This window comes from Siphonobacter sp. SORGH_AS_1065 (assembly GCF_030818595.1).
GTDB lineage: Bacteria > Bacteroidota > Bacteroidia > Cytophagales > Spirosomataceae > Siphonobacter.
In genome coordinates, this window is record NZ_JAUTAM010000004.1 from 1,806,201 (window position 1) to 1,828,487 (window position 22,287).

At 43.1% G+C, this 22,287-nt stretch carries 29 protein-coding genes; 18 read left to right on the plus strand and 11 right to left on the minus strand.

Translation table 11 applies throughout. The features are described from left to right. Positions 1–48 precede the first annotated feature (48 nt). Complete coding sequence (locus tag QE390_RS08180; protein WP_307141768.1) at positions 49–756, plus strand: SDR family oxidoreductase; 708 nt, start codon at positions 49–51, stop codon at positions 754–756. Between the two features lie 76 nt (positions 757–832). Here the strand turns inward: QE390_RS08180 and QE390_RS08185 are convergent, their stop codons facing one another. Continuing rightward, entirely contained in the window at positions 833–1,180 is a 348-nt protein-coding gene (locus QE390_RS08185) for a helix-turn-helix domain-containing protein (protein ID WP_307141769.1), read from the minus strand. 116 nt (positions 1,181–1,296) lie between these two features. On the opposite strand from QE390_RS08185, the gene QE390_RS08190 reads away from it, so the two are divergent. Further along, complete coding sequence (locus tag QE390_RS08190; RefSeq protein WP_307141770.1) at positions 1,297–2,163, plus strand: alpha/beta hydrolase; 867 nt, start codon at positions 1,297–1,299, stop codon at positions 2,161–2,163. 143 nt (positions 2,164–2,306) lie between these two features. On the opposite strand, the gene QE390_RS08195 is transcribed toward QE390_RS08190, so the two are convergent. Beyond that, positions 2,307–2,999 (minus strand): IclR family transcriptional regulator, encoded by a 693-nt coding sequence (locus QE390_RS08195; RefSeq protein ID WP_307141771.1) that lies wholly within the window; start codon positions 2,997–2,999, stop codon positions 2,307–2,309. A gap of 96 nt (positions 3,000–3,095) precedes the next feature. Here QE390_RS08195 and QE390_RS08200 point away from each other — a divergent pair, with 96 nt between their 5' ends. The 7 genes from QE390_RS08200 to QE390_RS08230 all read left to right on the plus strand — a co-directional run bounded on the left by QE390_RS08200 (position 3,096) and on the right by QE390_RS08230 (position 8,145). Beyond that, on the plus strand, positions 3,096–3,863 hold the full coding sequence (locus tag QE390_RS08200) for an SDR family NAD(P)-dependent oxidoreductase (protein ID WP_307141772.1): 768 nt from the start codon (positions 3,096–3,098) through the stop codon (positions 3,861–3,863). 18 nt (positions 3,864–3,881) lie between these two features. Continuing rightward, the gene (locus QE390_RS08205) at positions 3,882–4,304 is read left to right on the plus strand and encodes a heme-binding protein (protein ID WP_307141773.1); all 423 of its coding nucleotides are present in this window, start codon (positions 3,882–3,884) and stop codon (positions 4,302–4,304) included. Positions 4,305–4,941: 637 nt separating this feature from the next. Further along, positions 4,942–5,163 (plus strand): DUF2798 domain-containing protein, encoded by a 222-nt coding sequence (locus QE390_RS08210; protein WP_106636534.1) that lies wholly within the window; start codon positions 4,942–4,944, stop codon positions 5,161–5,163. A 19-nt stretch (positions 5,164–5,182) separates the two neighbouring features. Further along, positions 5,183–5,755: a Crp/Fnr family transcriptional regulator gene (locus QE390_RS08215; protein ID WP_307141774.1), complete on the plus strand. Its 573-nt coding sequence runs from the start codon at positions 5,183–5,185 to the stop codon at positions 5,753–5,755. 107 nt (positions 5,756–5,862) lie between these two features. Continuing rightward, entirely contained in the window at positions 5,863–6,204 is a 342-nt protein-coding gene (locus QE390_RS08220; RefSeq protein WP_307141775.1) for a YciI family protein, read from the plus strand. A 40-nt stretch (positions 6,205–6,244) separates the two neighbouring features. After that, entirely contained in the window at positions 6,245–6,901 is a 657-nt protein-coding gene (locus QE390_RS08225) for a hypothetical protein (protein WP_307141776.1), read from the plus strand. Between the two features lie 14 nt (positions 6,902–6,915). Continuing rightward, a complete protein-coding gene (locus QE390_RS08230) occupies positions 6,916–8,145 on the plus strand; it encodes an RNA polymerase sigma factor (protein WP_307141777.1) in 1,230 nt (409 codons plus the stop codon). Positions 8,146–8,214: 69 nt separating this feature from the next. On the opposite strand, the gene QE390_RS08235 is transcribed toward QE390_RS08230, so the two are convergent. Next, entirely contained in the window at positions 8,215–8,514 is a 300-nt protein-coding gene (locus tag QE390_RS08235) for a helix-turn-helix domain-containing protein (protein ID WP_232793674.1), read from the minus strand. Between the two features lie 143 nt (positions 8,515–8,657). Here QE390_RS08235 and QE390_RS08240 point away from each other — a divergent pair, with 143 nt between their 5' ends. Continuing rightward, complete coding sequence (locus QE390_RS08240; protein WP_307141778.1) at positions 8,658–9,257, plus strand: nitroreductase family protein; 600 nt, start codon at positions 8,658–8,660, stop codon at positions 9,255–9,257. 240 nt (positions 9,258–9,497) lie between these two features. After that, positions 9,498–10,070: a Crp/Fnr family transcriptional regulator gene (locus QE390_RS08245; protein WP_307141779.1), complete on the plus strand. Its 573-nt coding sequence runs from the start codon at positions 9,498–9,500 to the stop codon at positions 10,068–10,070. Position 10,071: 1 nt separating this feature from the next. Here QE390_RS08245 and QE390_RS08250 read toward each other — a convergent pair whose 3' ends face one another. Then, positions 10,072–10,443, minus strand: coding sequence for a helix-turn-helix domain-containing protein (locus QE390_RS08250; protein ID WP_307141780.1), 372 nt, complete (start codon positions 10,441–10,443; stop codon positions 10,072–10,074). Positions 10,444–10,535: 92 nt separating this feature from the next. On the opposite strand from QE390_RS08250, the gene QE390_RS08255 reads away from it, so the two are divergent. Together QE390_RS08255 and QE390_RS08260 are read left to right on the plus strand one after the other, a co-directional pair. Further along, positions 10,536–11,522 carry an NmrA/HSCARG family protein gene (locus tag QE390_RS08255; protein ID WP_307141781.1) on the plus strand — a complete coding sequence of 329 codons (987 nt, stop codon included), beginning with the start codon at positions 10,536–10,538 and terminating at the stop codon, positions 11,520–11,522. A 228-nt stretch (positions 11,523–11,750) separates the two neighbouring features. After that, positions 11,751–12,428: a type 1 glutamine amidotransferase domain-containing protein gene (locus QE390_RS08260; RefSeq protein ID WP_307141782.1), complete on the plus strand. Its 678-nt coding sequence runs from the start codon at positions 11,751–11,753 to the stop codon at positions 12,426–12,428. Between the two features lie 67 nt (positions 12,429–12,495). On the opposite strand, the gene QE390_RS08265 is transcribed toward QE390_RS08260, so the two are convergent. Continuing rightward, entirely contained in the window at positions 12,496–13,029 is a 534-nt protein-coding gene (locus QE390_RS08265) for an NAD(P)H-dependent oxidoreductase (protein WP_307141783.1), read from the minus strand. Positions 13,030–13,041: 12 nt separating this feature from the next. Next, positions 13,042–13,866 (minus strand): SDR family oxidoreductase, encoded by an 825-nt coding sequence (locus QE390_RS08270; protein WP_307141784.1) that lies wholly within the window; start codon positions 13,864–13,866, stop codon positions 13,042–13,044. A gap of 88 nt (positions 13,867–13,954) precedes the next feature. Between QE390_RS08270 and QE390_RS08275 the strand changes: the two genes are divergently transcribed. From QE390_RS08275 to QE390_RS08290, 4 genes are all read left to right on the plus strand, one after another. Further along, positions 13,955–14,323, plus strand: coding sequence for a helix-turn-helix domain-containing protein (locus QE390_RS08275; protein ID WP_307141785.1), 369 nt, complete (start codon positions 13,955–13,957; stop codon positions 14,321–14,323). 40 nt (positions 14,324–14,363) lie between these two features. After that, entirely contained in the window at positions 14,364–14,774 is a 411-nt protein-coding gene (locus QE390_RS08280; protein ID WP_307141786.1) for a hypothetical protein, read from the plus strand. A 56-nt stretch (positions 14,775–14,830) separates the two neighbouring features. Further along, a complete protein-coding gene (locus QE390_RS08285; RefSeq protein ID WP_307141787.1) occupies positions 14,831–15,232 on the plus strand; it encodes an AraC family transcriptional regulator in 402 nt (133 codons plus the stop codon). A gap of 67 nt (positions 15,233–15,299) precedes the next feature. Then, positions 15,300–16,037, plus strand: a complete 738-nt coding sequence (locus tag QE390_RS08290; protein WP_307141788.1) for an SDR family oxidoreductase — start codon at positions 15,300–15,302, stop codon at positions 16,035–16,037. Between the two features lie 143 nt (positions 16,038–16,180). Here the strand turns inward: QE390_RS08290 and QE390_RS08295 are convergent, their stop codons facing one another. Together QE390_RS08295 and QE390_RS08300 are read right to left on the minus strand one after the other, a co-directional pair. Further along, the gene (locus QE390_RS08295; protein ID WP_307141789.1) at positions 16,181–16,663 is read right to left on the minus strand and encodes a nuclear transport factor 2 family protein; all 483 of its coding nucleotides are present in this window, start codon (positions 16,661–16,663) and stop codon (positions 16,181–16,183) included. A 183-nt stretch (positions 16,664–16,846) separates the two neighbouring features. Continuing rightward, positions 16,847–17,182, minus strand: coding sequence for a helix-turn-helix domain-containing protein (locus QE390_RS08300; protein ID WP_307141790.1), 336 nt, complete (start codon positions 17,180–17,182; stop codon positions 16,847–16,849). 127 nt (positions 17,183–17,309) lie between these two features. Between QE390_RS08300 and QE390_RS08305 the strand changes: the two genes are divergently transcribed. Beyond that, a complete protein-coding gene (locus QE390_RS08305) occupies positions 17,310–18,257 on the plus strand; it encodes an NADP-dependent oxidoreductase (RefSeq protein WP_307141791.1) in 948 nt (315 codons plus the stop codon). A 428-nt stretch (positions 18,258–18,685) separates the two neighbouring features. Here the strand turns inward: QE390_RS08305 and QE390_RS08310 are convergent, their stop codons facing one another. The 3 genes from QE390_RS08310 to QE390_RS08320 form a co-directional block, all read right to left on the minus strand. Beyond that, positions 18,686–19,354 (minus strand): class I SAM-dependent methyltransferase, encoded by a 669-nt coding sequence (locus QE390_RS08310; protein ID WP_307141792.1) that lies wholly within the window; start codon positions 19,352–19,354, stop codon positions 18,686–18,688. 111 nt (positions 19,355–19,465) lie between these two features. Continuing rightward, positions 19,466–20,650 (minus strand): hypothetical protein, encoded by a 1,185-nt coding sequence (locus QE390_RS08315; RefSeq protein WP_307141793.1) that lies wholly within the window; start codon positions 20,648–20,650, stop codon positions 19,466–19,468. Between the two features lie 253 nt (positions 20,651–20,903). Continuing rightward, entirely contained in the window at positions 20,904–22,280 is a 1,377-nt protein-coding gene (locus tag QE390_RS08320) for an MATE family efflux transporter (RefSeq protein WP_307141794.1), read from the minus strand. Positions 22,281–22,287: the final 7 nt, after the last annotated feature.

Genomic DNA, 22,287 nt, shown 5'->3' on the forward strand with positions numbered 1-22,287 from the left:
TTTAGCATGGTTGGGGTAGCAATTTTGTTCCAACTTTTAAAAGCAAAAATGATGACTTTAGAGCACAAAAAAATCGTTATTGCCGGAGGTACGTCCGGTATTGGATTATCCACTGCGTTGTTGTTTCTGAACAAAGGGGCAAGCGTTACGGTAACGGGAAGAGATGCAGAGAAACGGAGATCCGCATCCGCAAAAGGATTACAAACCGCCGGAGTAGACAGCACTAACCCTGAAGCATTGCAGGCATTTTTTCAATCCTTGGGAAATATCGACCATTTGGTTATCTCTTTAGGCAGCAACAAAGGCTTGGGAAACTTTATGGAACTTTCGCTGGACGATTTACGGAAAGGTTTTGAAGAAAAATACTGGCCGCATCTCAACACCTTGAAATCAGCCATTCCGTTTATGAATCCGGCAGGAAGCATTACACTGGTTACTGCTATTACCGCTACGGCAAAGTTTCCCGGCACGTCAGGAATTGGTTCGGTAAATGGGGCGTTGGAAATGATGGTGCCCATTATTGCCAAAGAAATTGCACCTGTCCGCATCAATGCCGTTTCGCCCGGAGTAGTGGACACGCCCTGGTGGGATTTTATGCCAGCAGATAGTAAGCAACAGGCTTTTGAAGGCTATGCCTCACAAATTGCAGTCGGCAGAATTGGAAGACCGGAAGATATTGCCCACGCTATTCTTTTTCTCGCCCGGAACGACTATATGACCGGGAAAATTTTGCCCTGCGATGGCGGACTTTCCTGACAGGTCAACACGGCCGATACCCGAAAAGATCAGCAATGATGGCTTGGGGTTCTAATGAGTCAATCCTTCGCATCTTCTAAGGATATTCAATCTCGTATGCGGCCATCAGTTTTTTACCATAGTCGATAAGTGTTTCTACTACGGGAAGGGCTTCTTTTCCCTTTTCGGTAATGCTATATTCCACTTTCGGAGGCACTTCCGCATATACTTCTCGCTGGATTAATCCATGGGCTTCTAAATCTTTTAGTTGGCTGGACAGCATCTTGTGGGTGATATGCGGAATGTCTTTCTTTAGTTCACCATAACGCATCGTCTTGGTTCTCAAACGCCACAGAATAGGCATTTTCCACGTCCCGCCTATATGAGACAAGGCAAACTCTATGGGATTGTAATACAGTTTTCCGTCGTGCTTGAACTCTGGCATATCGATGACTTTGCAACACTTCCATAAAAGTAAGTATAGCACAAAAAAGTGTGTGATGACTTTTTACGTACCTCGTGAGCAAATTTGCACAAAATGGTACCACAGACAACTAAATTATGGAAAAGTTGAACGTAACAGAATCCCGGAAGGCATTGGTGGATGCAGCCCGTCAATGGGCAACAAAAGAACAAGTTCCGATAAACTTTGTTGTCAATCAGTCTATTGATGAAACGTTGCAAGTCAGGATTTACAGAAATAACGAAGCCGTATATGCACTACCGGTACTTATTTTTTTGCACGGTGGAGGTTGGTTACGAGGAGATTTAGATACGCATGATGATGTTTGCAGGCGTTTGGCTTCGGATGGTAGTTTTATGGTCATTGCCGTAGATTATCGTCTTGCACCGGAGCATGTATTCCCGGCTGCGGTGGATGATGCTTTCACAGCTTTTCAATGGATATTGGATAACGCCAAAGCCATTAATGCCGATGCTCAAAATATTGCGGTTTGCGGGGATAGTTCTGGCGGGAATCTTGCTTTGGCATTAGCTCAAAAAGCAAAAGAAAACAACAGGATGCTGAAAGGCATAGCGGTTGCCTACCCGCCCTTGAACTATGATTTTGAAACGTCATCTTATCAGCAATTTGCTGATGGCTATGGGCTCACAAAAGACCTGATGAAATGGCTCTGGGACGAATATCTTGGAGACGCTGCTACTGGCGAAAACCGTTTTGCGTCTGTTCTGAAAAATAATTTTGAGCATTATCCCCCGACCTTAATCATTGCTTCTGATGAAGATCCCTTGCGTGATGACGGAAGACAGTTATTTAAAAAGATGCTGACGGCATCGGTTGCTGTAACTTACTCTTTCTACCCCAACACACGCCACGCCTTTTTACTACAAACGGCCGTAGAAAAATCAGCCAAAGTTGCCCAGCAGGAGATTATAGACTTTCTAAAAAATAAGGTTTTTATTGCGTAAAAAATTTATTCTTTACCAATGGTTTAGCTAAAAAAGGATTGTCTTTATTGAATGATTTGAAAGGCAAAATTGGTTCTTTGGTAGTTTGTTCGATGCAAATCTTTAACCATATACAGTAAGATAGCAAGGCAGAAAGGCCAAAGTTATCCCAGGAGTATTTTAATTCGCTCGCAGGTCTTTATCATTTCTTCCTGATGGAACCGGTATGTTGGGCCTGCCACGCCTATCACAGCCAGAATACGTCCTTTACACAGATAAGGCACAGCCACGCAGTTTAACTCTTTCTCGTATTCTTCAAAATCGAGGGCATAGCCATTTTTTCTGATGCCCATCAGCTCCTCCTGGAAAGCCGCCATATTTCCATCGTACATTTCTTCCAGGAAAACCCTGGAAAGATGTGGCGAATATGCCATAAATACCTTGCCGATGGCGGTGTGCTTCATTTCAAATTCCCTGCCCAATTCCAGGGAGATGCGTACAGATTTGTTGGGTTCACATTTGTATTCATACCGGAAATGGCTTCCCAACTGAACCGCTAAATAGGCGGTTTCATCCGTATCTGCACTTAATTTTTCGATAAGCGGTTTCAGCTCCCTTTTAATCTGGTACAGCGGTTTATCGGGAAGGTACAGCTCGCTGATTTTAGACGTAATCCGATAACGGGGCGAACGTTCGTCCTGCTCCACATAGCCCAGTTCTTTCAGGGTATTCAGGAAATTGTGTACGGTCGTATTCTGTAAACCGACAGCTTCCGCTATATCGTTCAGTCTTACCAGATTACCGTTGGCAGCGATATAATTCAATATCTCAAATGTTCTTTTTACCGATTGAATCATAATTATTCAATATTGATGAATAAATAGAGATTTTACATCGATTGTCTCTTAATTAGTTCAAAATTAATACAGATTTACGCTCTAAAAAGATGGAAAATGAAAAGAAAAGTGATTATCACGGGAGCAGCCGGAGGTATCGGCAAAGGAATTGCCGCTGTATTTGCTCAAAAAGAGTACGAGCTGGTTATCGTAGACCGTAATAATGAACAGTTGCAGCAGACCCAAGCCGAATTTATCGCCTTAAATCCGGCATTGGGCATCCAAACGGTCGTCACCGATTTATCAACCCCGGAAGGTAAGGAATACCTGTATACACAGGTTCCCGAAACGGACGTATTGGTCAATAACGTGGGTTATTACGAAAACATAGATTTCTTTGACTTGCAGGAAGTCCATTGGCAAAAGATGATAGACCTCAATTTTATGATCGGCATGCAGCTTTCCCAAGTCTATTTCCGGAAGATGCTGGACAAGAAAAAAGGCAGGCTCATCTTTATTTCATCCGAGTCTGCGATCAATCCCGACAGCGAGAAAATCCATTACTGCGTGGCAAAGACTATGCTGCTGAGCCTTTCCCGCAACCTGGCAGAGCTGACCAAAAATACGGAAGTCACCGTCAACTGCATTCTTCCCGGCCCTGCACTGACCACCGGAACCGAAAAATTCGTTACCGAACGTTACAGCCCCGATTTAAAAGAGGCAGAAAGAAAATTTATGGCAAGCCGACCCACTTCCATTATCGGCAGGCTGATACGCCCCGAAGAAATTGGGAATGCCGCAGTCTTTCTGGCGGATGAAAACAGCGGGGCCATCAACGGAAGCAATCTTCGGGTAGAGGGCGGTATCGTAACCAGCATTATCTAACTTTAAGAACATCCTACAATGACAACATTTCAGACTAGCAATATCAGTCTCGAAACGGCGAACAGGCTGATAGACAGAGCGATTGGAGAGGCTTTAAAGGGTGATTTTGCCATCGTCGCTTCCGTGGTGAACAAAGACGGAATACTGATCGCTCTCAAAAAAATGGATCATTCGGTAACAGGTCCGGTTGAAGTGTCTATCAAAAAAGCAAGAACGGCAGCACTCTTCGGTTTCAATTCCCAGGAGTTTGGCAAAATCGCACAGCCGGGACAGCCCATTTACAGCATCGAAAATACTAATGGCGGAATGATCAGTTTCGGTGGTGGTGTAACGCTGCTAAAAGACGGCAAGGTTATCGGAGCGTTGGGCGTTGCGGGTGCTTCTGTGGAGGATGATGAGCGGATTGCACTGTTGGCTGCGGGGAGTGGGCAGTTTTCATAAGGGTGAGAATATATTAAGATATGCCCCAGACGGCGGGTTCCGCCTACGCCATTACGTACAAGTACGACGGCAAAATTTACATAGCTGTCTGTAGTACGTCGTTGAGGCAAAACGGTCTATACAGTTACGACTCGGATAATGAAGGTAACCGTCCCTGAGCATACAAACCGATGGGGGCATAATCACTCATTTCTTTGAACTGACGAAGAAAGAAAAGGCTTGGCCCATTCGGGCCGGTTTCAATTCAATTTGCTGAATACTTCCCTATCGTAAAAAATTAAAAAATAATACTGAGAAGTTCATGGATAGAGGTATGGCCTTCATCTCAACAATTTCAATGCTAATTTCAAAAGCAAGTACAAAGCGATTGCGTTAGCCAGCTCACCGCGAAAAATTGACCCGTTTTATCCGTCATGCCGACTGTTTTCGGTAGGTAGTACTGGATTTAGGAATCTGGGTAGAAAGCACCGATTCCCTTTTTTGATTCCCCACAGCTAGCGGGCAAATGATGTCTGTCGGCTTCAATCTAGCGTAATTAGAAGAAACGTTACAGTCTTTTTCTTTTTTGATCTACATCAAGGTTTCAGCGGGCGGACTTCGGCACTTTTGCAGGGTCAATTATCGAAAACTTGTACCCATGAAGAATTATTTCAAGTACATCAACACCCTGTTTGTGGTGATCCCAATGACGCTGATCATGGCATTTGTCGGCCTGATGCGTAACTATGGCTTTGGTCCCGACTGGGGCATGAAGTTTCTAAAGGCTTGGAGTGTCATGCTCCCCGTGGCGTATGGAGCTGCCTTCCTGATTATTCCTAACGCCCGTAAACTCGCGGAAAAAGTAACGAACAAATGGTAACTTAAGTAACACGGAGTGAATGCACGAACAACTAAGTCAGTACATTACCAGTCAGATCAAGGTCAACGAAGAGGAACTAAGGACGATTCTCTCGTATTTCAAGCCCCTGACCCTAACCAAAAACGAACTCGTGGTAACCCACGGACAAACCAGCCAACGGACCTACTTCGTTGGCAAAGGTTGTTTACGCGTGTGCTTTATCGACGAAAAAGGACAGGAAGCCACCCGCTATTTTGCTTTCGAAAACCAGTTTGCCACGGCTCTGGTCAGTTTTATTACTAGCGAACCTTCCGAAGAATTCATACAGGCGGTTGAACCCACGGAACTGCTTTACATTAGCCATACAGATTTCCATCAATTACTGGATACAATTCCGCAGTGGGAGAAATTTTATCGCTACTATCTGGAGAAGGCGTATGTGAACAACACCAAACGGCTGATGTCTTTTCTGATTCAGGATGCCGCCGAAAAGTATCGGCTGTTACTGGCCGAGAATCCAGTCATCGTCAGACGTCTTTCCAATAAACTAGTAGCCTCTTACCTCAATATTTCGCAGGAAACGCTCAGCAGGCTGAAAGCCAGAGTGAAATGAGGATAGTAACCAATCGTTTTCTCCGTCACGTCCGCCTTTTTAATCGTTAATGGTCCCCGTTTGGTTCGTTCAATCGTCATTGGGTAAATTCATAAACTTTATTGATCATGAAAGAATTTGCATTAATCTTCCGACTAAACGATATTGCTGATTTCAAGCCCTCTCCTGAGCAAATGCAGGAGCGGATGAACTGGTTAGCGAGCATTGCTGCCCAAAACAAGCTGGTTGATAAGGGCAATACCCTTTTGCCGCTTCCGGGAAGTGCTAAAGTCGTTAGGGCGGATCACGTAGTGACGGACGGGCCCTATACCGAAATCAAGGAATTTATCAGCGGGTATATTGTGCTCAAAGCAGAAACTATCGATGAAGCGGTAGCGATATCGAAAGAAAACCCGATCTTTAAAATAGGTGGCAGTATCGAAATCAGAGAAGTCTTAAAACGAGAATAATTATTTTATAACCACTGTATCGCCCCTATAGAACGTTGAAATGAGCTTCTTTAATCTTGAAAGATACCATAAAGAAAGGCAGTTAACCAGATCTGATGTAGTGATTGGGAGCATTTTGTCGGCTATACTGCTTACCCTATTTGCTTTAGGCAGTTCAGGAATGAGCCTGATCGCTACATTTATTCCTGGTATTTTATTCGCCTGGCTTTTGTTCGTTTTCATGTATTTCAAAGAAATCGAATTGCCGGATTATACCATTTTCCTGCCCCAGTATTTCTTAGCCTTAGGTTGGCAGTTTATTCATTTTGCAGAAGAATTTATAACAAATTTTAGGGAGCTATTCCCCGTAACCTATGGTGGTCAACCCTATGCTGCCAACAGCTTTGTTGCTTTTAACATGCTCTCGTATTTTGTCTTTATAGGGGCTCCTATCTTGGTTTATTTTAGAGGGTTGAAGTTTTTGTTTATACCTGTCTTGTTTTTTATAGTTTACGGGGTTATGGGAAATGCGATTGCCCATAGTTGGTGGAGTGCTTATTTAGGGGCTTACTTTCCCGGTTTATATACTTCTTTGGCGTATTGGCTGTTGGGACCAATGGTTTTAGCAACCATAGTCAGATCAAAAAAAATTGCCTTGATTTATATCCTATTACTTACCGCTATTCTGATAGTTACGTTAACTTTATTAATGGCCTAACGGTGAATGAAGGGTTGCCAAATCAAGAAATTTTACCGCACCTGTTTCGGCAGGAGTATACCAAACTGACGGCTCTGTTGTGTCGTCAGTTTGGCTTGCCCTACATCGAAATAGCCGAGGATATTGCCAGTGATACGTTTCTGAGAGCTTCCGAGTACTGGTCCATCAACGGCATGCCGGATAACCCTACGGCGTGGCTATACACCGTTGCCCGAAACAAAGCCAAAGACTATCTCAAACGCGATTCACGTTTCAAAAATCAGCTAAAAGAGACTGAAACAGAACAGCAGACCTGGCCGGAACTGGTGATTGAACTGGATAATCAGCTGATTGCCGACAGCCAGTTAGCCATGATTTTTGCGGTTTGTAATCCGGCCAATTCCCCCGAAAGCCAAATCGCTTTAGCCCTGCAAATTTTCTGTGGTTTTAGCGTGGAAGAAATAGCGAATGCTTTTCTCACCAAGACCGAAACGATCAAAAAACGTCTGCTTAGGGCAAGAACCAATCTGCGGAACGACAACTTTCAAATCAGGTTTTTGCGTAAACCCGAAGTCGAATCAAGGGTAGACGCCGTTCTAAAAACCTTGTATTTACTTTTTAACGAGGGTTATTTTTCTAAAACCAGTCATCAGCAGATCCGAAAAGACTTTTGTTGGGAAGCAATGAGACTGACGGTAATTCTGACGGAACATGCATTGACCCATACACCCCAAACCAATGCTCTACTGGCTTTGATGTGTTTTCAAAGTTCCCGACTCGAAGCCCGAACAAACAGCGATGGCGAAGCCGTTTTATTTGAGGCACAGGACAAACATTTGTGGGACCAGACATTGATTGAAAAAGGCAACTACTTTTTGGTAAATGCCTGTACCAATCATGAAATTTCAACATATCATCTGGAAGCAGGTATTGCTTATTGGCATACCACGTCGGCAGACGGAGATAAATGGCGGCACATTTTACAACTTTATAATCAGCTGATTCTGATCGCGTATTCGCCCCTAACTGCTCTGAACCGAACCGTTGCGTTTGCTAAAGTTTACGGTAATGAGAAAGCAATCCCTGAAGCCCGGAAGCTTGATCTGTCCGATAATAGCCATTACCACGCCTTATTAGGGTATTTGTATGCTGAAGTCGAAGTAGATACCGCAATAGAGCACTACCAAAAAGCCATCGCATTGACCCCGTCAGAGGTAGAGAGAAATACGTTCACCCGACAGATCGAACGTCTGAGGACAAGGTAATACCAGTAGAATTACGGCTATGCAATCGTTTTCGAACAGCTCCAGGGTGTTTGTTACCCTATCCGCGGTTTATTCTACAACCTTTATCCGCTTGTTTCTCTCAGCGGTTTCCCTGCCCCAGCGTGCTACGGCTTCGAGCAAGGGGATAAGCGTTTTGCCGAAATCGGTCAGTTCATATTCTACCTTCAGGGGCGGTTTGCCGGTATGGACCGTCCGTTTAACCAAACCGTCTTCTTCCATTTCTTTGAGTTGCAGGCTTAAGGTCCGCTCTGTAATCACCTTACATGCTTTTCTTAGCTCACTATATCGTTTTTTTTCGATTAAGTGAATCAGGATTACTGCTTTCCATTTGCCGCCTATGTATTTCATTGTCAGGCTGGTAGTACAAGGGAATTCCTTATCGTCTATACAATACATCAGTTACTATCGTTTTTGACCATTATTGCGAAGGTATGACACTATACTTAGTTTTGCAACTATAAAAAGTATAGTTAAGTCAAAAATCGAAAACAATGCATTTTTTAGGACTTGCCAAAACCAGGTACACCACCAAAAATTATGATCCGAACCAGAAAATTTCGGACAGTAACGTGCAGCAGTTAAAAGAAATTTTACGGTTAAGCCCTTCATCCATTAACAGTCAACCGTGGAGATTCTTTTTTATTGAAGACGAAAAAACAAAAAATGAACTGGCCGATGCTTCGTACTGGAACGCCCAACGAATTAAGGACGCAAGCCATCTGGTTGTATTTACCGCAATCGATGCTATTGAAAAATTTGAGCAGCAGATTAATGAAAATTTGCCGGTAGGTTCGGTCAATTACTACAACAATTTCCTGAAACCATTACCCGAAACGGAAATTAGATCCTGGCTACAGCATCAGGTCTACCTTTCACTCGGCTTTTTCCTATCGGCCTGTGCCAGTATGGAAATTGACAGTACCCCGATGGAGGGTATTCAAAATGAAGAATACGACAGGATACTTCAACTGAACGGTTACAAAACGTTGTTTTCCGTTGCTGTGGGTTACAGAAATCCCGAAGACAGTAACCAGCCATCGCTGAGTCCGAAATCGCGTTTGCCCTTAGAGCAGATCATTCAATCTATTTAAAAACGTGAAGAAGTATGTGTTAGTTCTTAGCGTGCTGATCCCTTGGTAATCCTGCATTCAGAGTAGTGAAATAGGATGTTAAACGTAAAACAATAACATTTTTAAATGAAGCATGCCAAGGTAGATAGTATAACTAGAGATAGGTAAGGGAAGAATTGGACGGGGTGACCAGATAATCTACCGATACATACATTTAAATTGGTAAATTTTGCAATTTAAATCTTCAATCCATCATTTACAGTGAGCCACATTTTACGCCGGCACATCGAAGCGATTACTCCCATCAGCGATAAAGAGTTTGACTATGTATTATCGCATTTTCAAACAAAAAAGCTCAAAAAACATCAATTTCTGGTGCAGGAAGGGGATGACGTGGTCAATGATTATTTCGTGGTTTCCGGCCTTTTGAAAGCGTATTTCGTCAACCCTGATGATGGAAAAGAACACATCATGCAATTTGCCTGGGAAGACTGGTGGATTACGGATTATCAGGCCTATTTTAACGAAGCGACCGCCACGCTGACTATTGATTGCATCGAAAATGTGGAAGTCCTGTGCCTTTCCCTCCACAACCGGGATAAAATCTGTGCGGAACTGCATCAAATGGAGCACTTCTTCCGCCGGAAATCCAATGCCGGATACGTAGCCTTACAACGCCGGATTTTGTCGCTGCTCACCAGCTCTGCCAGGGAACGCTATGAGCAGATGCTCAAAAGTTACCCCTCACTTTTCCAGCGGGTTCCCAAATCGTATATCGCTTCTTACCTCGGGGTTTCCAGGGAAACCCTGAGCAGGCTTCGTACTTCGTCTTAAATTATTTGCTCAAAAACTCGCCTTTTTCGCTAACCACCTTATTGCCCCATTCCGTAATGGCTTCCAAAACGGGAGTAAACGATTTCCCGAAATCAGTCAGGCTATAAACAACCTTGACCGGTGGTTTTTGGCCATAGACTTTCCTGGATAGTAACCCGTCTTTCTCGAGTTGTTTTAACTGTAAACTTAGGGTCATTTCGGTAACCGAGGGTATTTCCTTACGAAGTTCACTATATCGTTTGGGTTCATTCCGCAAATGGTATAGGATAACTACTTTCCATTTTCCCCCCACCAAATCCATCGTGAGACTAACCGTACAGGGATAGGTTTTCTCCTTCAGCTTCACATAATCACCAAGACATTCTGTTTTCATCACGTATCCTTTTTTGCACCTATCCATTTCGATAGATATTGTAAAAGTAGGGTGCTCAAAATAGTTTTGCAACTATACTAATTATAGTTCAAATGGAAACTAGAGCAATGGAGTCAAACGTAACAGGCTTGCAGGAACCACATGACAAGCCGCTCATTACGGTCGTTGGGGTTTTGGGAAAACAGGGACAGAGTGCTGCACACGCGTTGCTGGAGAGCGGGCGGTACCGTGTACGTGGCATTACCCGCCGTATTCATTCGTCGGAGGCACTCAAATTGGCAGAAAAGGGCGTTGAACTCATCAGTTTGCCCCTCGACCTCGGATATCAGGACAAGTTTGTGCAGGCATTCAGAGGCTCTGCTGGCGTTTTCCTGATGACTCCAAACATCGCCCCGCCAGCGACGCACGAATTTGAGTTGGGCAAACAGCTGGCCGATGCTGCCGTTGAAGCAGGGGTACAGCATATTGTTTTCAGCAGCCTGGAAAACGTCGATGAAATATCCGGTGGAAAACTGTTCGCTCCCCATTTTACAGACAAAGCCCGAGTAGAAGCCTATATCCGAACCCTGCCCTTAACCAGTTCATTCATCTATATGGCTTTCTTTTTCACCAACCTGATCGAGTTTTATACGCCCCGGTTAACAGGTGATACGCTTGTATTTCCAATCTATCTGCCCAAAGATTTCCGTGCACCGTTTGTTGATCCGCTTACGGCAACCGGACCTGCTGTTTTGGAAATGTTTTCCAATCCTGATCAATATTCTGGTAAGTCCTTACCCGTCATCGGTGATCTAATTTCCCCAGAGGAACTAGTGGAAACCTTTACTAAAGTTACCGGACAAAAAGCGGAATATAGCTCTGCTTATTCACGGGAAGAAATGCTCCGTCATTTCCCCGAGTTTGGTTCAAATGAGGCTTTAGTACAGGAAATTTTGGGGATGACTGCCTATGCGGTTGAATATGGATATTTTGGCAAAAACCGCGACCTGGAATGGAGTCGGCAGATGAATCCCCAAAGTCTTACCTGGGAGCAGTTTCTTCGACATACAGGCTGGACGGGTCAAAAATGGATGTATTGATGAGGATCATAAGGTCCATGATTACGATCAGAACCAGCAGTTAGTGTGATGTAGATCACACCAAATCTGTGATTTACCTCCTGTGCTGAATTTTCCATTTTGCTGAATTTTGTCCGGTCAGTAAGGTCAATGAAAATGAAAGGATTCACCATTTCAGCGGTTTTAACGGCGTTCAGTGTTTTGGCATTTTCAAATCACTTGCAGGCCCAAAACAACCATTCAGTACGTATGGAAAAGAAAGTTTTATTTGTGGTTACGAGCCACGACAAGAAAGGCGACACCGGCCAGCCCACCGGTTATTATCTGGGTGAAGTATCGCATCCCTGGGACGTATTGCATGCTGCGGGTTACGAGATCGATTTTGTGAGCCCGAAAGGGGGTAAAGCACCCGTAGATGGCCTTAACCTGGACGATGCCGTGAACAGAAAGTTCTGGGAAGATGAAAAGTACCACCATAAAATTGAACATACCTTAACGCCTTCAGAAGTAAAACCTGAAGATTACGCAGCCATTTTCTACGCCGGCGGACACGGAACCATGTGGGATTTCCCCGAAAATGAAGCCCTGGCAGCAATTGGGCGGAAGATCTACGAAAACGGCGGTGTGGTGAGTGCCGTTTGTCACGGGCCATCGGCCCTGGTGAACGTTACGTTAAGTAATGGAAACTACTTGGTGGATGGAAAAAAAGTCAATGCGTTTACCAGTGAAGAAGAAGTGGCCGTAAAGCTGGACAAAGTGGTTCCGTTTCTCCTGGAGGAAAAGCTGAAAGAGCGAGGAGCTCTATTTGAAAAATCAGGGCTTTGGCAACCGCACGTGACCGTTGACCAGCGGCTGGTTACGGGACAAAACCCGCAGTCGGCGAAAGGGGTGGGGGAAGCGGTTTTGGCGGAATTGGAAAAACAATGATGATCCTTACCACAAACTATTTCGTGACCATGTCGGGCGATTGCCCGTACATGGTCTGTTTGTTATATTATCCTAACGTTTCGATAAAACTGAGGTACCCCGGAATGCTCTGCTCTACCCATTCCTTGGTTGCGTTGTGTTCCATCCCATAATAGGCGTAGAAAGACCGGTAATCGGCTTTTACATAGTCAAAAGTCAGTTCAAAAGGTCGGGTTAGTTCCTCCAGCGTATATTTATATTTTTTCGTTGGCATAAATTCATCTTCAGCTATTCCGGCAGATATGGCCAACGCAATTCTTTTCCCAGCCATTTTATAGCCGCTTTTGCTTCCGTAGGCCCAGCCACGGATTAATACCTCGTCAAACCATTTTTTCAGGAGCGGTGGCGAACTAAACCAATAGAGTGGAAATTGAAATATGATTTTATCATATTGCTCTATTCGTTGTTGTTCCGCCCGTACATCAATCTTTTCGTCCGGGTATGCGTCGTATAGTTTATGGATAGTATATTTTTCCGGTTGTTTCTCTAATGCTTCTATCCACCTTTTATTAATGACCGAATGGGTAAGATCAGGGTGGATCACAATAATCAATGTTTTCATGAAGTAATCGTGTTAGTCAATAGAAAATTTGCTGCCGATCACATCAAGGTAATCGTCAATAGTATGGTTGGATCGAAGCTGTAAGATCTCGGCGGTATCGCTGCCCACGGGATTACGAAACGCGTTAATCTCACCAATCGCTAGTTTATAAATGGTCTCCACAACATCCGTTATTGCCGTATGGGGCGAATGCGGATCGGTCAACTTGGTTGCCAGAACCTTACTCAGGTTGGCGTTTATGCTGTTGTAGACCGGGTCTTTATCGGTCGGAAACAGGATGGCATTATCAACTAGGGAAGACTTGAAACCGCCCGGTTCTACCAGATGAATATCAATACCCAATGCTTTCAGTTCAAAGAAAACTCCCTCTGTTAGCCCCTCCAAGGCAAATTTGGACATGGCATACACCGAAGCCAGTGGTATATCAACGGCCAGTCCCGACAAAGAACTTACGTTGATAATCCGGCCTTTTCCCCGTTTTCTATAGTAGGGGACGAGGGCTTGCAGCATCCTGATCACGCCCAGCACATTTACCTCAAAGATTTGCTGCACCGCGTCTATCGTGGTGTCTTCTAATGAGCCTAACACAGCTCTGCCAGCATTATTGATCACCAGATCAATTGTTGACGCGGACTGGTGCAGCTCCTTAAAGAGTGCAGTTACGCTTGCTGCATTGGTGACATCCAGTGGTTTTTCAGACACATTTTCGTAATCTTTCCACATTCCTTTCGGCTTCCGGCTCGTAGCGATGACCTGCCAGTTGTGATGGGCAAAATGTTGCACCAGTTCCTTGCCCAACCCTGAACTTGTGCCCGTAATCAATACCGTGGGGTTCATATCACTAATTTTCTTACAAAGGAAAATCAGCAACAGCTACTTCCGTATATTGACGACTAATTGTAAGGTACATACAAAAATGTTAGTGATGAGTAAGATCAAAGAAAGCTCTACCAATTTTCAGAACAAACAGCTTTTAACGGATGAATGTGACGAGATCTATTCCGTAAGCCTCATTGGTGGCCAATGGACACTGGCTATCTGCTGCCATCTTGCCAACGGAAAACTACGCTTTGGCGAACTGAAAAAAAGAATCCCGAACATCACCGAACGGATGCTCACGTTGCAGCTCAGGAAAATGGAAGAAAATAAACTGGTGACGCGTACCGTATATGCAGATGTTCCTCCATGTGTTGAATACGAGCTTACGCCTATTGCCCAACAGCTCATTCCTATCATAAACCAACTGGCAATGTGGGGAAAGGAACATAAACAAAGCATTTCCATGGGAGTGTAGCGAAATGCCATTTGTATGACTATTCATAATAGCAGACCATATGCAAGGAACAAACGAAAAATATGAAAACGTACCGAATGATGAGTTGAAGATTAAAATTAACTCCAACGACAATCCTTATCCTACTTCTGACATTCAGCAAAAATTTCTCCAACCTCGTAGGTTAACTTCTTATTTTGTCGTTTTAATAGACTGCGGTTCTGTTACTTATAAATTAGACTTACAGGACATTACGGTCACTAGTGGCCAATTGCTTTTTGCAATGCCAAATCAGATTTTTGAACCCCCTACGGTAACAGGTAATCTTAAATACTTCAAGGTGTTATTCGATGAAAATACCTTGTCATTGTTGCCCCAATACTTTCCATTTTTAGTGAATCCATTGCATACACAAATTATCAATTTTGATGCTCCTGCAAGAGGAAGAATAAAAAAGGTTTTGAAATTATAAATCAGATACTTTCTATAGATAGACATTCAACAGACTCAGAAATAAAACTAGCCTACTTGAGTTTACTGTTGTCAGAATTAAATAGTGCGTATTTTAAATATGAACCAGTTACTGTTGTAAATACCAATTTGTTAAAGTTTGTTGAGTTTAAATTAATGGTGGAAACGCACCTGATAGAACAACCATCTATTCATACCATTGCTGAGAAATTAGCTTTAAGTACAAACAGCTTATACCGGCTCGTAAAAGAATATTCTGGAACATCGCCCAAGGATTTTTTTACAAACCGTTTAATGATAGAAGCCCAGCGGAAACTACGTTATTCTAATCTTTCTGTAAAAGAAGTAGCGTATGAACTAGGATTTAATGATCCTGATTACTTTTCAAGACTTTTTAAAAAATGCACGGGGAAAAGCGTAAGTGCGTTTTTAGCCCGGCAAGATTCGTCAAGATCATAAATGGATTTGTCCAGCTTTCCTGTTTTTTAGCTATCTACTTTTGCTTTGTTAATTTAAAAGCAAAGAAATGAAATCAGCATTAGTAACAGGAGCTAACAAAGGCATTGGCTTTGAAGTGGCAAGGCAACTTGCTCAAAAAGGAATGTATGTTTATCTCGGCAGTCGCCAAGTAGAAAATGGTTTAGAAGCCATTGATCAATTGAAAGCGGAAGGGATAAATAATGTAGAAGCTATTCAACTTGACATAACAAATGAGGAATCGGTAAAAGAAGCCCGTATAGAAATAGGCAAGAAAACAAAATCATTGGATATTCTTATTAACAATGCCGGAATCTACGGTGGCTATCCGCAATCTGCATTTGATGCAACTATAGAGCAGTTTAAAGAGGCATACAATGTCAATGTGTATGGAGTAGTAAGGGTTACACAAGCATTTATTGATTTGCTGAAAAAATCTTCTGAACCTCGTATTGTCAATGTTAGTTCAAGTCAAGGTTCAATTACCTTACACAGCGACCCCTCTTACAAGTATTATGACTACAAAGGTGTCGTTTATCTTTCTTCAAAAGCGGCCTTGAATATGTATACCGTTGTATTGGCATACGAACTGAAAGATACCAATTTCAAAATAAATGCCGTTTGCCCTGGATATACGAAGACCGATTTCAACGGCCACCGAGGTCCGGGTAATGTGGAAGATGCAGGAAAGCGAATTGTAAAATATGCGTTAATGGATAGGGATGGACCTACGGGGAAATTTTTTAGCGAAGAAAATAATCCTGAAACGGGAGAAATTCCTTGGTGACAATCAGAGCTCTAGTCAATCGTAGCCCCAGAAAATGGGGCTTTTGTTGTTAGATCAAAGTATTTTGTCAGAAGTCTACCTACGGAATGTGGGCCGTTGAGTTGCGTAACGTCAAGCCGATGCTGCCAGCCGTGTTTTCGGTGTCAGCCTTCAGGTCGCTCATAGTTTGCCATTTCTGCCATCCCATCACCAGTTCTCCAAACATTGCGATTTACCAATTCGCTAATCCTCCAATTAGTGCCAATTTTGATAGCTTGTGCGGTCAATACTGCCCCAGCAAGGAAGTGTTTGTTATGAAGTGGCGAATTTTTATCATCGCCTGCCCACAAATGCATGGCTGTTAAATTGGCTCGTAAGGTTGCTGTGTGGTCATGAATGTCGATGATGTAGTCTGTAATGACATGATGTGTCGCTTTAAATCGGGCGAAACTTTTTCGATGTCCATCAAGTATGTTATCGTGTCCAGTCGTGACTGAACCGTTCGGTCTTAAAATTTTTGCGTCTTCGGTAAAGGTAGTTTCTACAGTAGTTTTATCCAGTTTCTTGTCATCTATTGCTCCGAAATAGTTGGTCAGCAAATGGCTGATTTGAGCTTTTTGAATCAATATGCTTAGTTGGTCTTCCATTTTTGTAGTGAGTGTTCAGTGCGTCAGCGTTGCCGGTAAAATGATTGGTAAAGTCGGTAAGGGACAGCATGCATTTATTAATCGTCCTTATTTGTTCAGGATCATCTCATCTTTTCCAAACCGCCCGGCGGCCCAGTTTGGAAAAGATGGGATGGGAAGATGAATTCACGGATCAATAATAGCCTATGGAATGTCCTTCTTTAATTGACGCGTTCCCCAATCTTTTAAATGTTCAATAAATGGGGTAAGTTCTCCGCCCGTTTCAGTGAGAGCGTATTCCACTTTGGGCGGGATTTCGTGGTACACTTTCCGAGTGATAAGCCCATCATCTTCTAATTCTCTAAGCGTTTGCGTTAACATTTTGGGTGTTACGTCAAAAAGCGATTTTCGGAGCTCACCGTATCGCATGATGGTATTTAAATGCAGGTACCAGAGTATTCTGCCTTTGTATTTTCCGCCAATTCTACGAAAAGCGTAGTCAACCGGACAGGAAGGTTCATTAATAAATTTTTTGCTCATTTGTAAATTTAATTAATTGGTTTTCAATGTTGGTATATTTTTAGTTCGTAGGTTACAAAATAGTGCATACTTGTCACAAGTATACTGGTAAATTAGTTTTGCCTCACTAATTATTAAAAACCAGACGATGAAAGCATTTATTTTACAAGAGGCAGGAAGTGTGGATAAACTTATGGCCTCAGAAGTTGAAACTCCTATCATCAAAAGCGACGAGGTTTTGGTAAAAGTAGTAGCAATTAGTATAAATCCTGTAGATGTAAAGGCAAGAGCTAACGAAGGTATTTTAGATTGGATTTTTGGAAAAAATAGACCCGTTATCTTAGGTTGGGATATTTCTGGTATCGTTAGTGAAACAGGAATTAATGTGAAAAATTTCAAACCGGGAGATGAAGTTTTTGGAATGGTGAATTTTTTCGGAAACGGTAAAGCCTATGCCGAATATGTGGCTTCGCCAGCAACTCATTTGACGTTGAAACCCGGTAATGTAACCCACCAACAAGCGGTAGCTATTTCAATGGTTGCTTCCACCGCTTATCAAGCCTTGGTAGACGTTGCCCAAGTAAGAAAAGGCGATAACGTATTGATTCACGGAGCTTCGGGAGGTGTAGGGCATTTAGCTGTGCAAATTGCCAAACATTTTGGAGCTTATGTTATCGCAACTTCGTCTGCCAAGAATAAAGAATTTTTACTCAATATGGGTGCAGATAAGCATATCGATTATACCCAGGAAAAGTTTGAAGAAGTAGTAAAAGATGTCGATATTATTCTTGATACTGTAGGCGGAGAAACGTTGATGAACTCGATACATAGTATCAAAGATAGCGGTGTCATAGTTACTTTACCTTCGCCTGAAATACCCCAGGAATTACTTGAAGAAGCATCAAAAAAAAGAGCAAAACTTATTTTTCACATGGTAGAATCTCGAAAAGACACCATGGATGCAATCGCTTCCCTTCTAGAAAAGGGTGTATTAAAGCCTCATATTTACAAAACTTTTTCGTTTGAAGAAATAAGAGAAGCTCATTTGGAAGTAGAAACAAACCGCGTAGTTGGAAAAGTGGTGGTAACTATTTAAAAGTAAAAGCGAATAGCCTTTTGTACCAATGATTTATTTTTATTAGGATGATTTAAAATTGAAAAGGCGTTACCTACTTTTTTTGCTGAAAACTAGGTAACGCCTTTTTTGAAACTTATAACAAGAGAGAAGAAGAGTTAATATATTTTGAATTATTAATCCCTATCAAATAAACACAGTAATCCAGTTTTCTAAACAAAAGTAGCTTTCAATGAATCCTATTAATGTGTTTTTTTGATCTCTTCTGCGGAGAAATTTACTGCCTTGCCTAGTGGAAAAAATTGTTAAGCTCAATTGCCGGACTTTTACCCCTTTGCTACGCCCGCAGCTCTGCTAAAACTTTACAGTAACAGTTCTGGTGCCCTCAAAATGACTAATAGCCTCGTTTGGTAAATGGGCCTGGGTCTCGATTTACATAGCTATTTCATCTACTTCTTTCTAGTTAGCCAGCCCATGTAAATGGATGACTGAAAAAAGCGGAGGGGCGGTTCAAAGCCTGCTTCCTGACATAAGGCCGAGAGCCGTTCTTCTGAAACGGCATACAGTTCCTTTTCTATTCGGTTCAGACGACTGCTGACTTGTTCCTGCTCTAAACCGTCTGGCAAGAGAAGCCGGAGCACTTGTAGATTTCGTTTGATCTGGTTTCTGTCGCCCGTAATGTCCAGCAATACGAAGGGTGCTCCCGGAATTAATCGGTCCGCAATGTCTTTCAGCAGGTTTAGTTTATTGCCGTTGTCGTCCAGAAAATGTAAAACCAGCAAAAGCGTGGCCGCATCGTATTTCTTGTCGGTGGGAAGATCAGAAACCAAACCTTCCCGTAGCGTTACGTTGTCGTAGGTTTGAAGTTTTTCGCTGGCTTGTTTGATCATGTCCGGCGAGGGATCAACGCCAGTTAGGTTCCACCGTTTGGGTGCCTGGACAAATTTTTCGATCTCGTTCCCCGTTCCACAACCAACCACCAACAAATCGTAGCCCTTTGTTTCGCTGAGTAGCTTGGGCAAACGCTCCAGGAAATAACTATAGTTGGGTATCCAGGTTTCTACAAACTGGTTGTAGCCTGTTGCTCTTTCGTTTTCAAATAGTTCTATATGATTCATGCGTTTCTTTAGGTAGGAGTGTGTGGTTTATAGCTATGGTACTCCCTAAGGCGGGAAAATTCAACACTGAAGTTCAATTGAGAAATTGCTATTGAACTTTCGTCTGCCTAACTAAAAAGCCTCATTAGACGTAGCTTTTATTTCAAATTCCATTTTATCCAAATACTGATCAAGAGTCAGCTCTCCCTTCACCTTCTTTAATGCCACATCGATAGATATTGTTGCAGATGCAAGAGCGTTTCTATTGTCATCAACTATACTTATCCTAGTTTTCTTAAAGTTATCTTTAACAAACTTATCGTCGTAAATAGCACATGAAAGCCGGTCTAAACATTCCGAAGCATGTATTAAAGAAGATTTCACGTCATGCTTATTGTTTCCTTTAACATTTAGACAAAAAATATCATTCAGTTCTTCATTTGATACAAATTCAAAGCCTACTATTTGCATATTATGAATTATATGAAGAAGTGAGGATTCAAAGCGAATATTCATATTTTCTGTGCCGCCCAACTCGGTGACTATTTCTTCAATATAGTTTAATTCTGTCAGTACTTGTCCAAATCGAATTACTCGATAAATGTCTTGAGTCCAATGAACGATTTTGTAAAAATCGTTATACGATAGTGCAAGTGATTGTATATTTTTTCTTCCATAGTCCACAACTATATCTTTTTTATTAATAGTAAAGGATTTGTGTGCTGCTATGTTTCTCCACTGATTTGTAGAGATGGAAAAGAATGGATCTTCAAGAAATAGAACAGTATCGCTTTTTACCTGATCAGGAAAATCTCTAATTAGCTTCCCAAAGTCAAAACCTGAGTTGTCACGCGTATTGCCATACAATTTGTAATTAACAAGTTTGTCTAATAACTTGAAACGAGGTTTAAAAACACCTTCCAATGTTTCATCTATAATTTTGAAATAATAATTTATTTTGTCTCTTTCTGAAAATTCTTTTTCGTCTGGCTGCGTCAATACATTTGTCATCCATTTCATGTCTGTATTTGAAATGCCGTTAAATGACTCCGTCAAAACCTTGATGATCCTTTGTTTATCTAAATTAATGCAATCTTTATAAAGGTTAAATGTCCATTCAAATAGTTTGAAATATTCAGGCTTAGTGAAAAGTACTATAAAATTAATAATTTCTGTCCTTAAAACCTCTTTATTATTTTCCAAAACTGTTTCATCTGAGAAGTACTTTCCTAGTTTTAGTTTTACCAATGCATTCCAATCTTCTACCGAAAAATCGGAAGTGAAAGGTAAATCTTCATACATTTTATCTCGTTTCATAAGTGTCGTTAGTATGAATATTTAACCCCCAAGATACGAAAATTTTGCCGTTTCTCTACTGTTTATTTGAACTATTGTATGTGTGGGTTGATGTATTTAGGTTCATCTTTCTACCTACTTTTCCCTACCAACCATTGATCTCTAACCGCGAGACAAAATGAATATTACGCTACCGTTCAGAAAACACCAAAGCCCATCGCTGTACAACCTTCCACCCAGCGACGGGCTCTGACGATGATTTACTGATCACTTATCAGCTACTAATCTCAGAAACCATTACCCGATCTTTCCCCGCCCTCAACTCTTTAAAACTCTTCAATAGTATCCCCAACGTCATCAAAATAACCACAACATCGATCAGGGTGCTGCCCCAATAGATGGCCCGGACGCCGAAAAAGCGGGGGAAGAAAAGCATCACGGGTAGGTAAAAAATCACCTGCCGGAGTAGGGCGATCAGCGAGGTCTGTTTGGCTTTTTCGATGGAAGGCAACGTAACCAGAACCATGAACACGATGGGAAGGAAAGGCAGCACCGCCAGATACACCCGAAAATCGGTCATTTGCTGCGTCGAAACGGCAATACCGGGCAGAATGCTGTGGATGGTCGATAAGGGAAATAGCGTCATAAAAAGCCAGACGGGTACAATCAACCCGGCACCGCAGGCGGTAAATAGCCAGTACGAACGCCTTACCCGATCATGACGACCGGCTCCGTAGTTCATGCCCACCACGGGTTGGAGGGCCCGCATCAGGCCAATCATGGGCGTCATCAGAAACAGCAGAATACGGTTGCAGGCGGTGTAGAAAGGCAAATCGGCGTCGGTACCGTAGTGGGTGATGGCGTGTAGCACGACTATGCTTTGAATAACCGTCATCAGCGTCAGGATCATGCCCGGCAGGCCCGATTTGAGAATGGACCCGAGCAGGTCTTTCGGCAACCGTAGCGTTTTCCAGTCGGAGGCAAACGAAGCCCGTCCCGTCGCGAAGTACCAGAGCCCCACCAGCGAGTAGACCAGCATACCCGTGTTGGTGGCCCAGGCGGCCCCGTCTACGCCCCAGCCGAACGTCTGGATGAAAATGGGTTTCAGAGCTACATCGACGATCAGACCTACGGCAATCATCCAGGCGGCTGTTTTCATTTTCCCTTCGCCCCGCACCATCATGTTCAGGGCCAGCCCGTGAATCCAGAAAAACGATCCGAGAATCGTTACCCGAAAATAACTGGTGCCATACCCCAGCACGGCCCCGCGGGCTCCCAAGGCCCGCACCAGCGGTTCGGCCAACCCGTACAAGGGCAAACAAACCACCACGGCCAACAACAGGCAAAGCAGGTTGACCGTGCCCAGTAGTTGGCTCAGCCTGGCTTTTTCGTTGGCTCCCAGCCAGATACTGAGTACGGTGCCCGCTCCCATACCGACCAGACTACCCAGCCCCAGCGTAATTTGCGACAGAGGGTAAGCCATGCCGACGCCAGCCAGAGCGTCCTGATTCATCAATTGGCCGACAAAAACGCCGTCCAGAAAACTGTTCAGTCCGTATAAAACCATTGCCAGTACGGCAGGCCACGCCAATTGCCACAGTACGGTGGTTAATACTCCGTTTAGGATCAGTTGCTTCTCTTTTTCAATCATGGATAAG

What these genes read in the sequence shown, in the direction of transcription:
- QE390_RS08225 (WP_307141776.1), top strand. Translation starts at nt 6,245, where the DNA reads ATGAGCTTCTTTAATCTTGAAAGATACCATAAAGAAAGGCAGTTAACC.
- QE390_RS08290 (WP_307141788.1), top strand. Translation starts at nt 15,300, where the DNA reads ATGAAATCAGCATTAGTAACAGGAGCTAACAAAGGCATTGGCTTTGAA.
- QE390_RS08295 (WP_307141789.1), bottom strand. Translation starts at nt 16,663, where the DNA reads ATGGAAGACCAACTAAGCATATTGATTCAAAAAGCTCAAATCAGCCAT.
- QE390_RS08315 (WP_307141793.1), bottom strand. Translation starts at nt 20,650, where the DNA reads ATGAAACGAGATAAAATGTATGAAGATTTACCTTTCACTTCCGATTTT.
- QE390_RS08300 (WP_307141790.1), bottom strand. Translation starts at nt 17,182, where the DNA reads ATGAGCAAAAAATTTATTAATGAACCTTCCTGTCCGGTTGACTACGCT.
- QE390_RS08210 (WP_106636534.1), top strand. Translation starts at nt 4,942, where the DNA reads ATGAAGAATTATTTCAAGTACATCAACACCCTGTTTGTGGTGATCCCA.
- QE390_RS08190 (WP_307141770.1), top strand. Translation starts at nt 1,297, where the DNA reads ATGGAAAAGTTGAACGTAACAGAATCCCGGAAGGCATTGGTGGATGCA.
- QE390_RS08275 (WP_307141785.1), top strand. Translation starts at nt 13,955, where the DNA reads ATGAGTAAGATCAAAGAAAGCTCTACCAATTTTCAGAACAAACAGCTT.
- QE390_RS08185 (WP_307141769.1), bottom strand. Translation starts at nt 1,180, where the DNA reads ATGCCAGAGTTCAAGCACGACGGAAAACTGTATTACAATCCCATAGAG.
- QE390_RS08240 (WP_307141778.1), top strand. Translation starts at nt 8,658, where the DNA reads ATGCATTTTTTAGGACTTGCCAAAACCAGGTACACCACCAAAAATTAT.
- QE390_RS08265 (WP_307141783.1), bottom strand. Translation starts at nt 13,029, where the DNA reads ATGAAAACATTGATTATTGTGATCCACCCTGATCTTACCCATTCGGTC.
- QE390_RS08195 (WP_307141771.1), bottom strand. Translation starts at nt 2,999, where the DNA reads ATGATTCAATCGGTAAAAAGAACATTTGAGATATTGAATTATATCGCT.
- QE390_RS08255 (WP_307141781.1), top strand. Translation starts at nt 10,536, where the DNA reads ATGGAAACTAGAGCAATGGAGTCAAACGTAACAGGCTTGCAGGAACCA.
- QE390_RS08280 (WP_307141786.1), top strand. Translation starts at nt 14,364, where the DNA reads ATGCAAGGAACAAACGAAAAATATGAAAACGTACCGAATGATGAGTTG.
- QE390_RS08180 (WP_307141768.1), top strand. Translation starts at nt 49, where the DNA reads ATGATGACTTTAGAGCACAAAAAAATCGTTATTGCCGGAGGTACGTCC.
- QE390_RS08235 (WP_232793674.1), bottom strand. Translation starts at nt 8,514, where the DNA reads ATGAAATACATAGGCGGCAAATGGAAAGCAGTAATCCTGATTCACTTA.
- QE390_RS08260 (WP_307141782.1), top strand. Translation starts at nt 11,751, where the DNA reads ATGGAAAAGAAAGTTTTATTTGTGGTTACGAGCCACGACAAGAAAGGC.
- QE390_RS08205 (WP_307141773.1), top strand. Translation starts at nt 3,882, where the DNA reads ATGACAACATTTCAGACTAGCAATATCAGTCTCGAAACGGCGAACAGG.
- QE390_RS08250 (WP_307141780.1), bottom strand. Translation starts at nt 10,443, where the DNA reads ATGAAAACAGAATGTCTTGGTGATTATGTGAAGCTGAAGGAGAAAACC.
- QE390_RS08270 (WP_307141784.1), bottom strand. Translation starts at nt 13,866, where the DNA reads ATGAACCCCACGGTATTGATTACGGGCACAAGTTCAGGGTTGGGCAAG.
- QE390_RS08200 (WP_307141772.1), top strand. Translation starts at nt 3,096, where the DNA reads ATGAAAAGAAAAGTGATTATCACGGGAGCAGCCGGAGGTATCGGCAAA.
- QE390_RS08305 (WP_307141791.1), top strand. Translation starts at nt 17,310, where the DNA reads ATGAAAGCATTTATTTTACAAGAGGCAGGAAGTGTGGATAAACTTATG.
- QE390_RS08215 (WP_307141774.1), top strand. Translation starts at nt 5,183, where the DNA reads ATGCACGAACAACTAAGTCAGTACATTACCAGTCAGATCAAGGTCAAC.
- QE390_RS08310 (WP_307141792.1), bottom strand. Translation starts at nt 19,354, where the DNA reads ATGAATCATATAGAACTATTTGAAAACGAAAGAGCAACAGGCTACAAC.
- QE390_RS08220 (WP_307141775.1), top strand. Translation starts at nt 5,863, where the DNA reads ATGAAAGAATTTGCATTAATCTTCCGACTAAACGATATTGCTGATTTC.
- QE390_RS08320 (WP_307141794.1), bottom strand. Translation starts at nt 22,280, where the DNA reads ATGATTGAAAAAGAGAAGCAACTGATCCTAAACGGAGTATTAACCACC.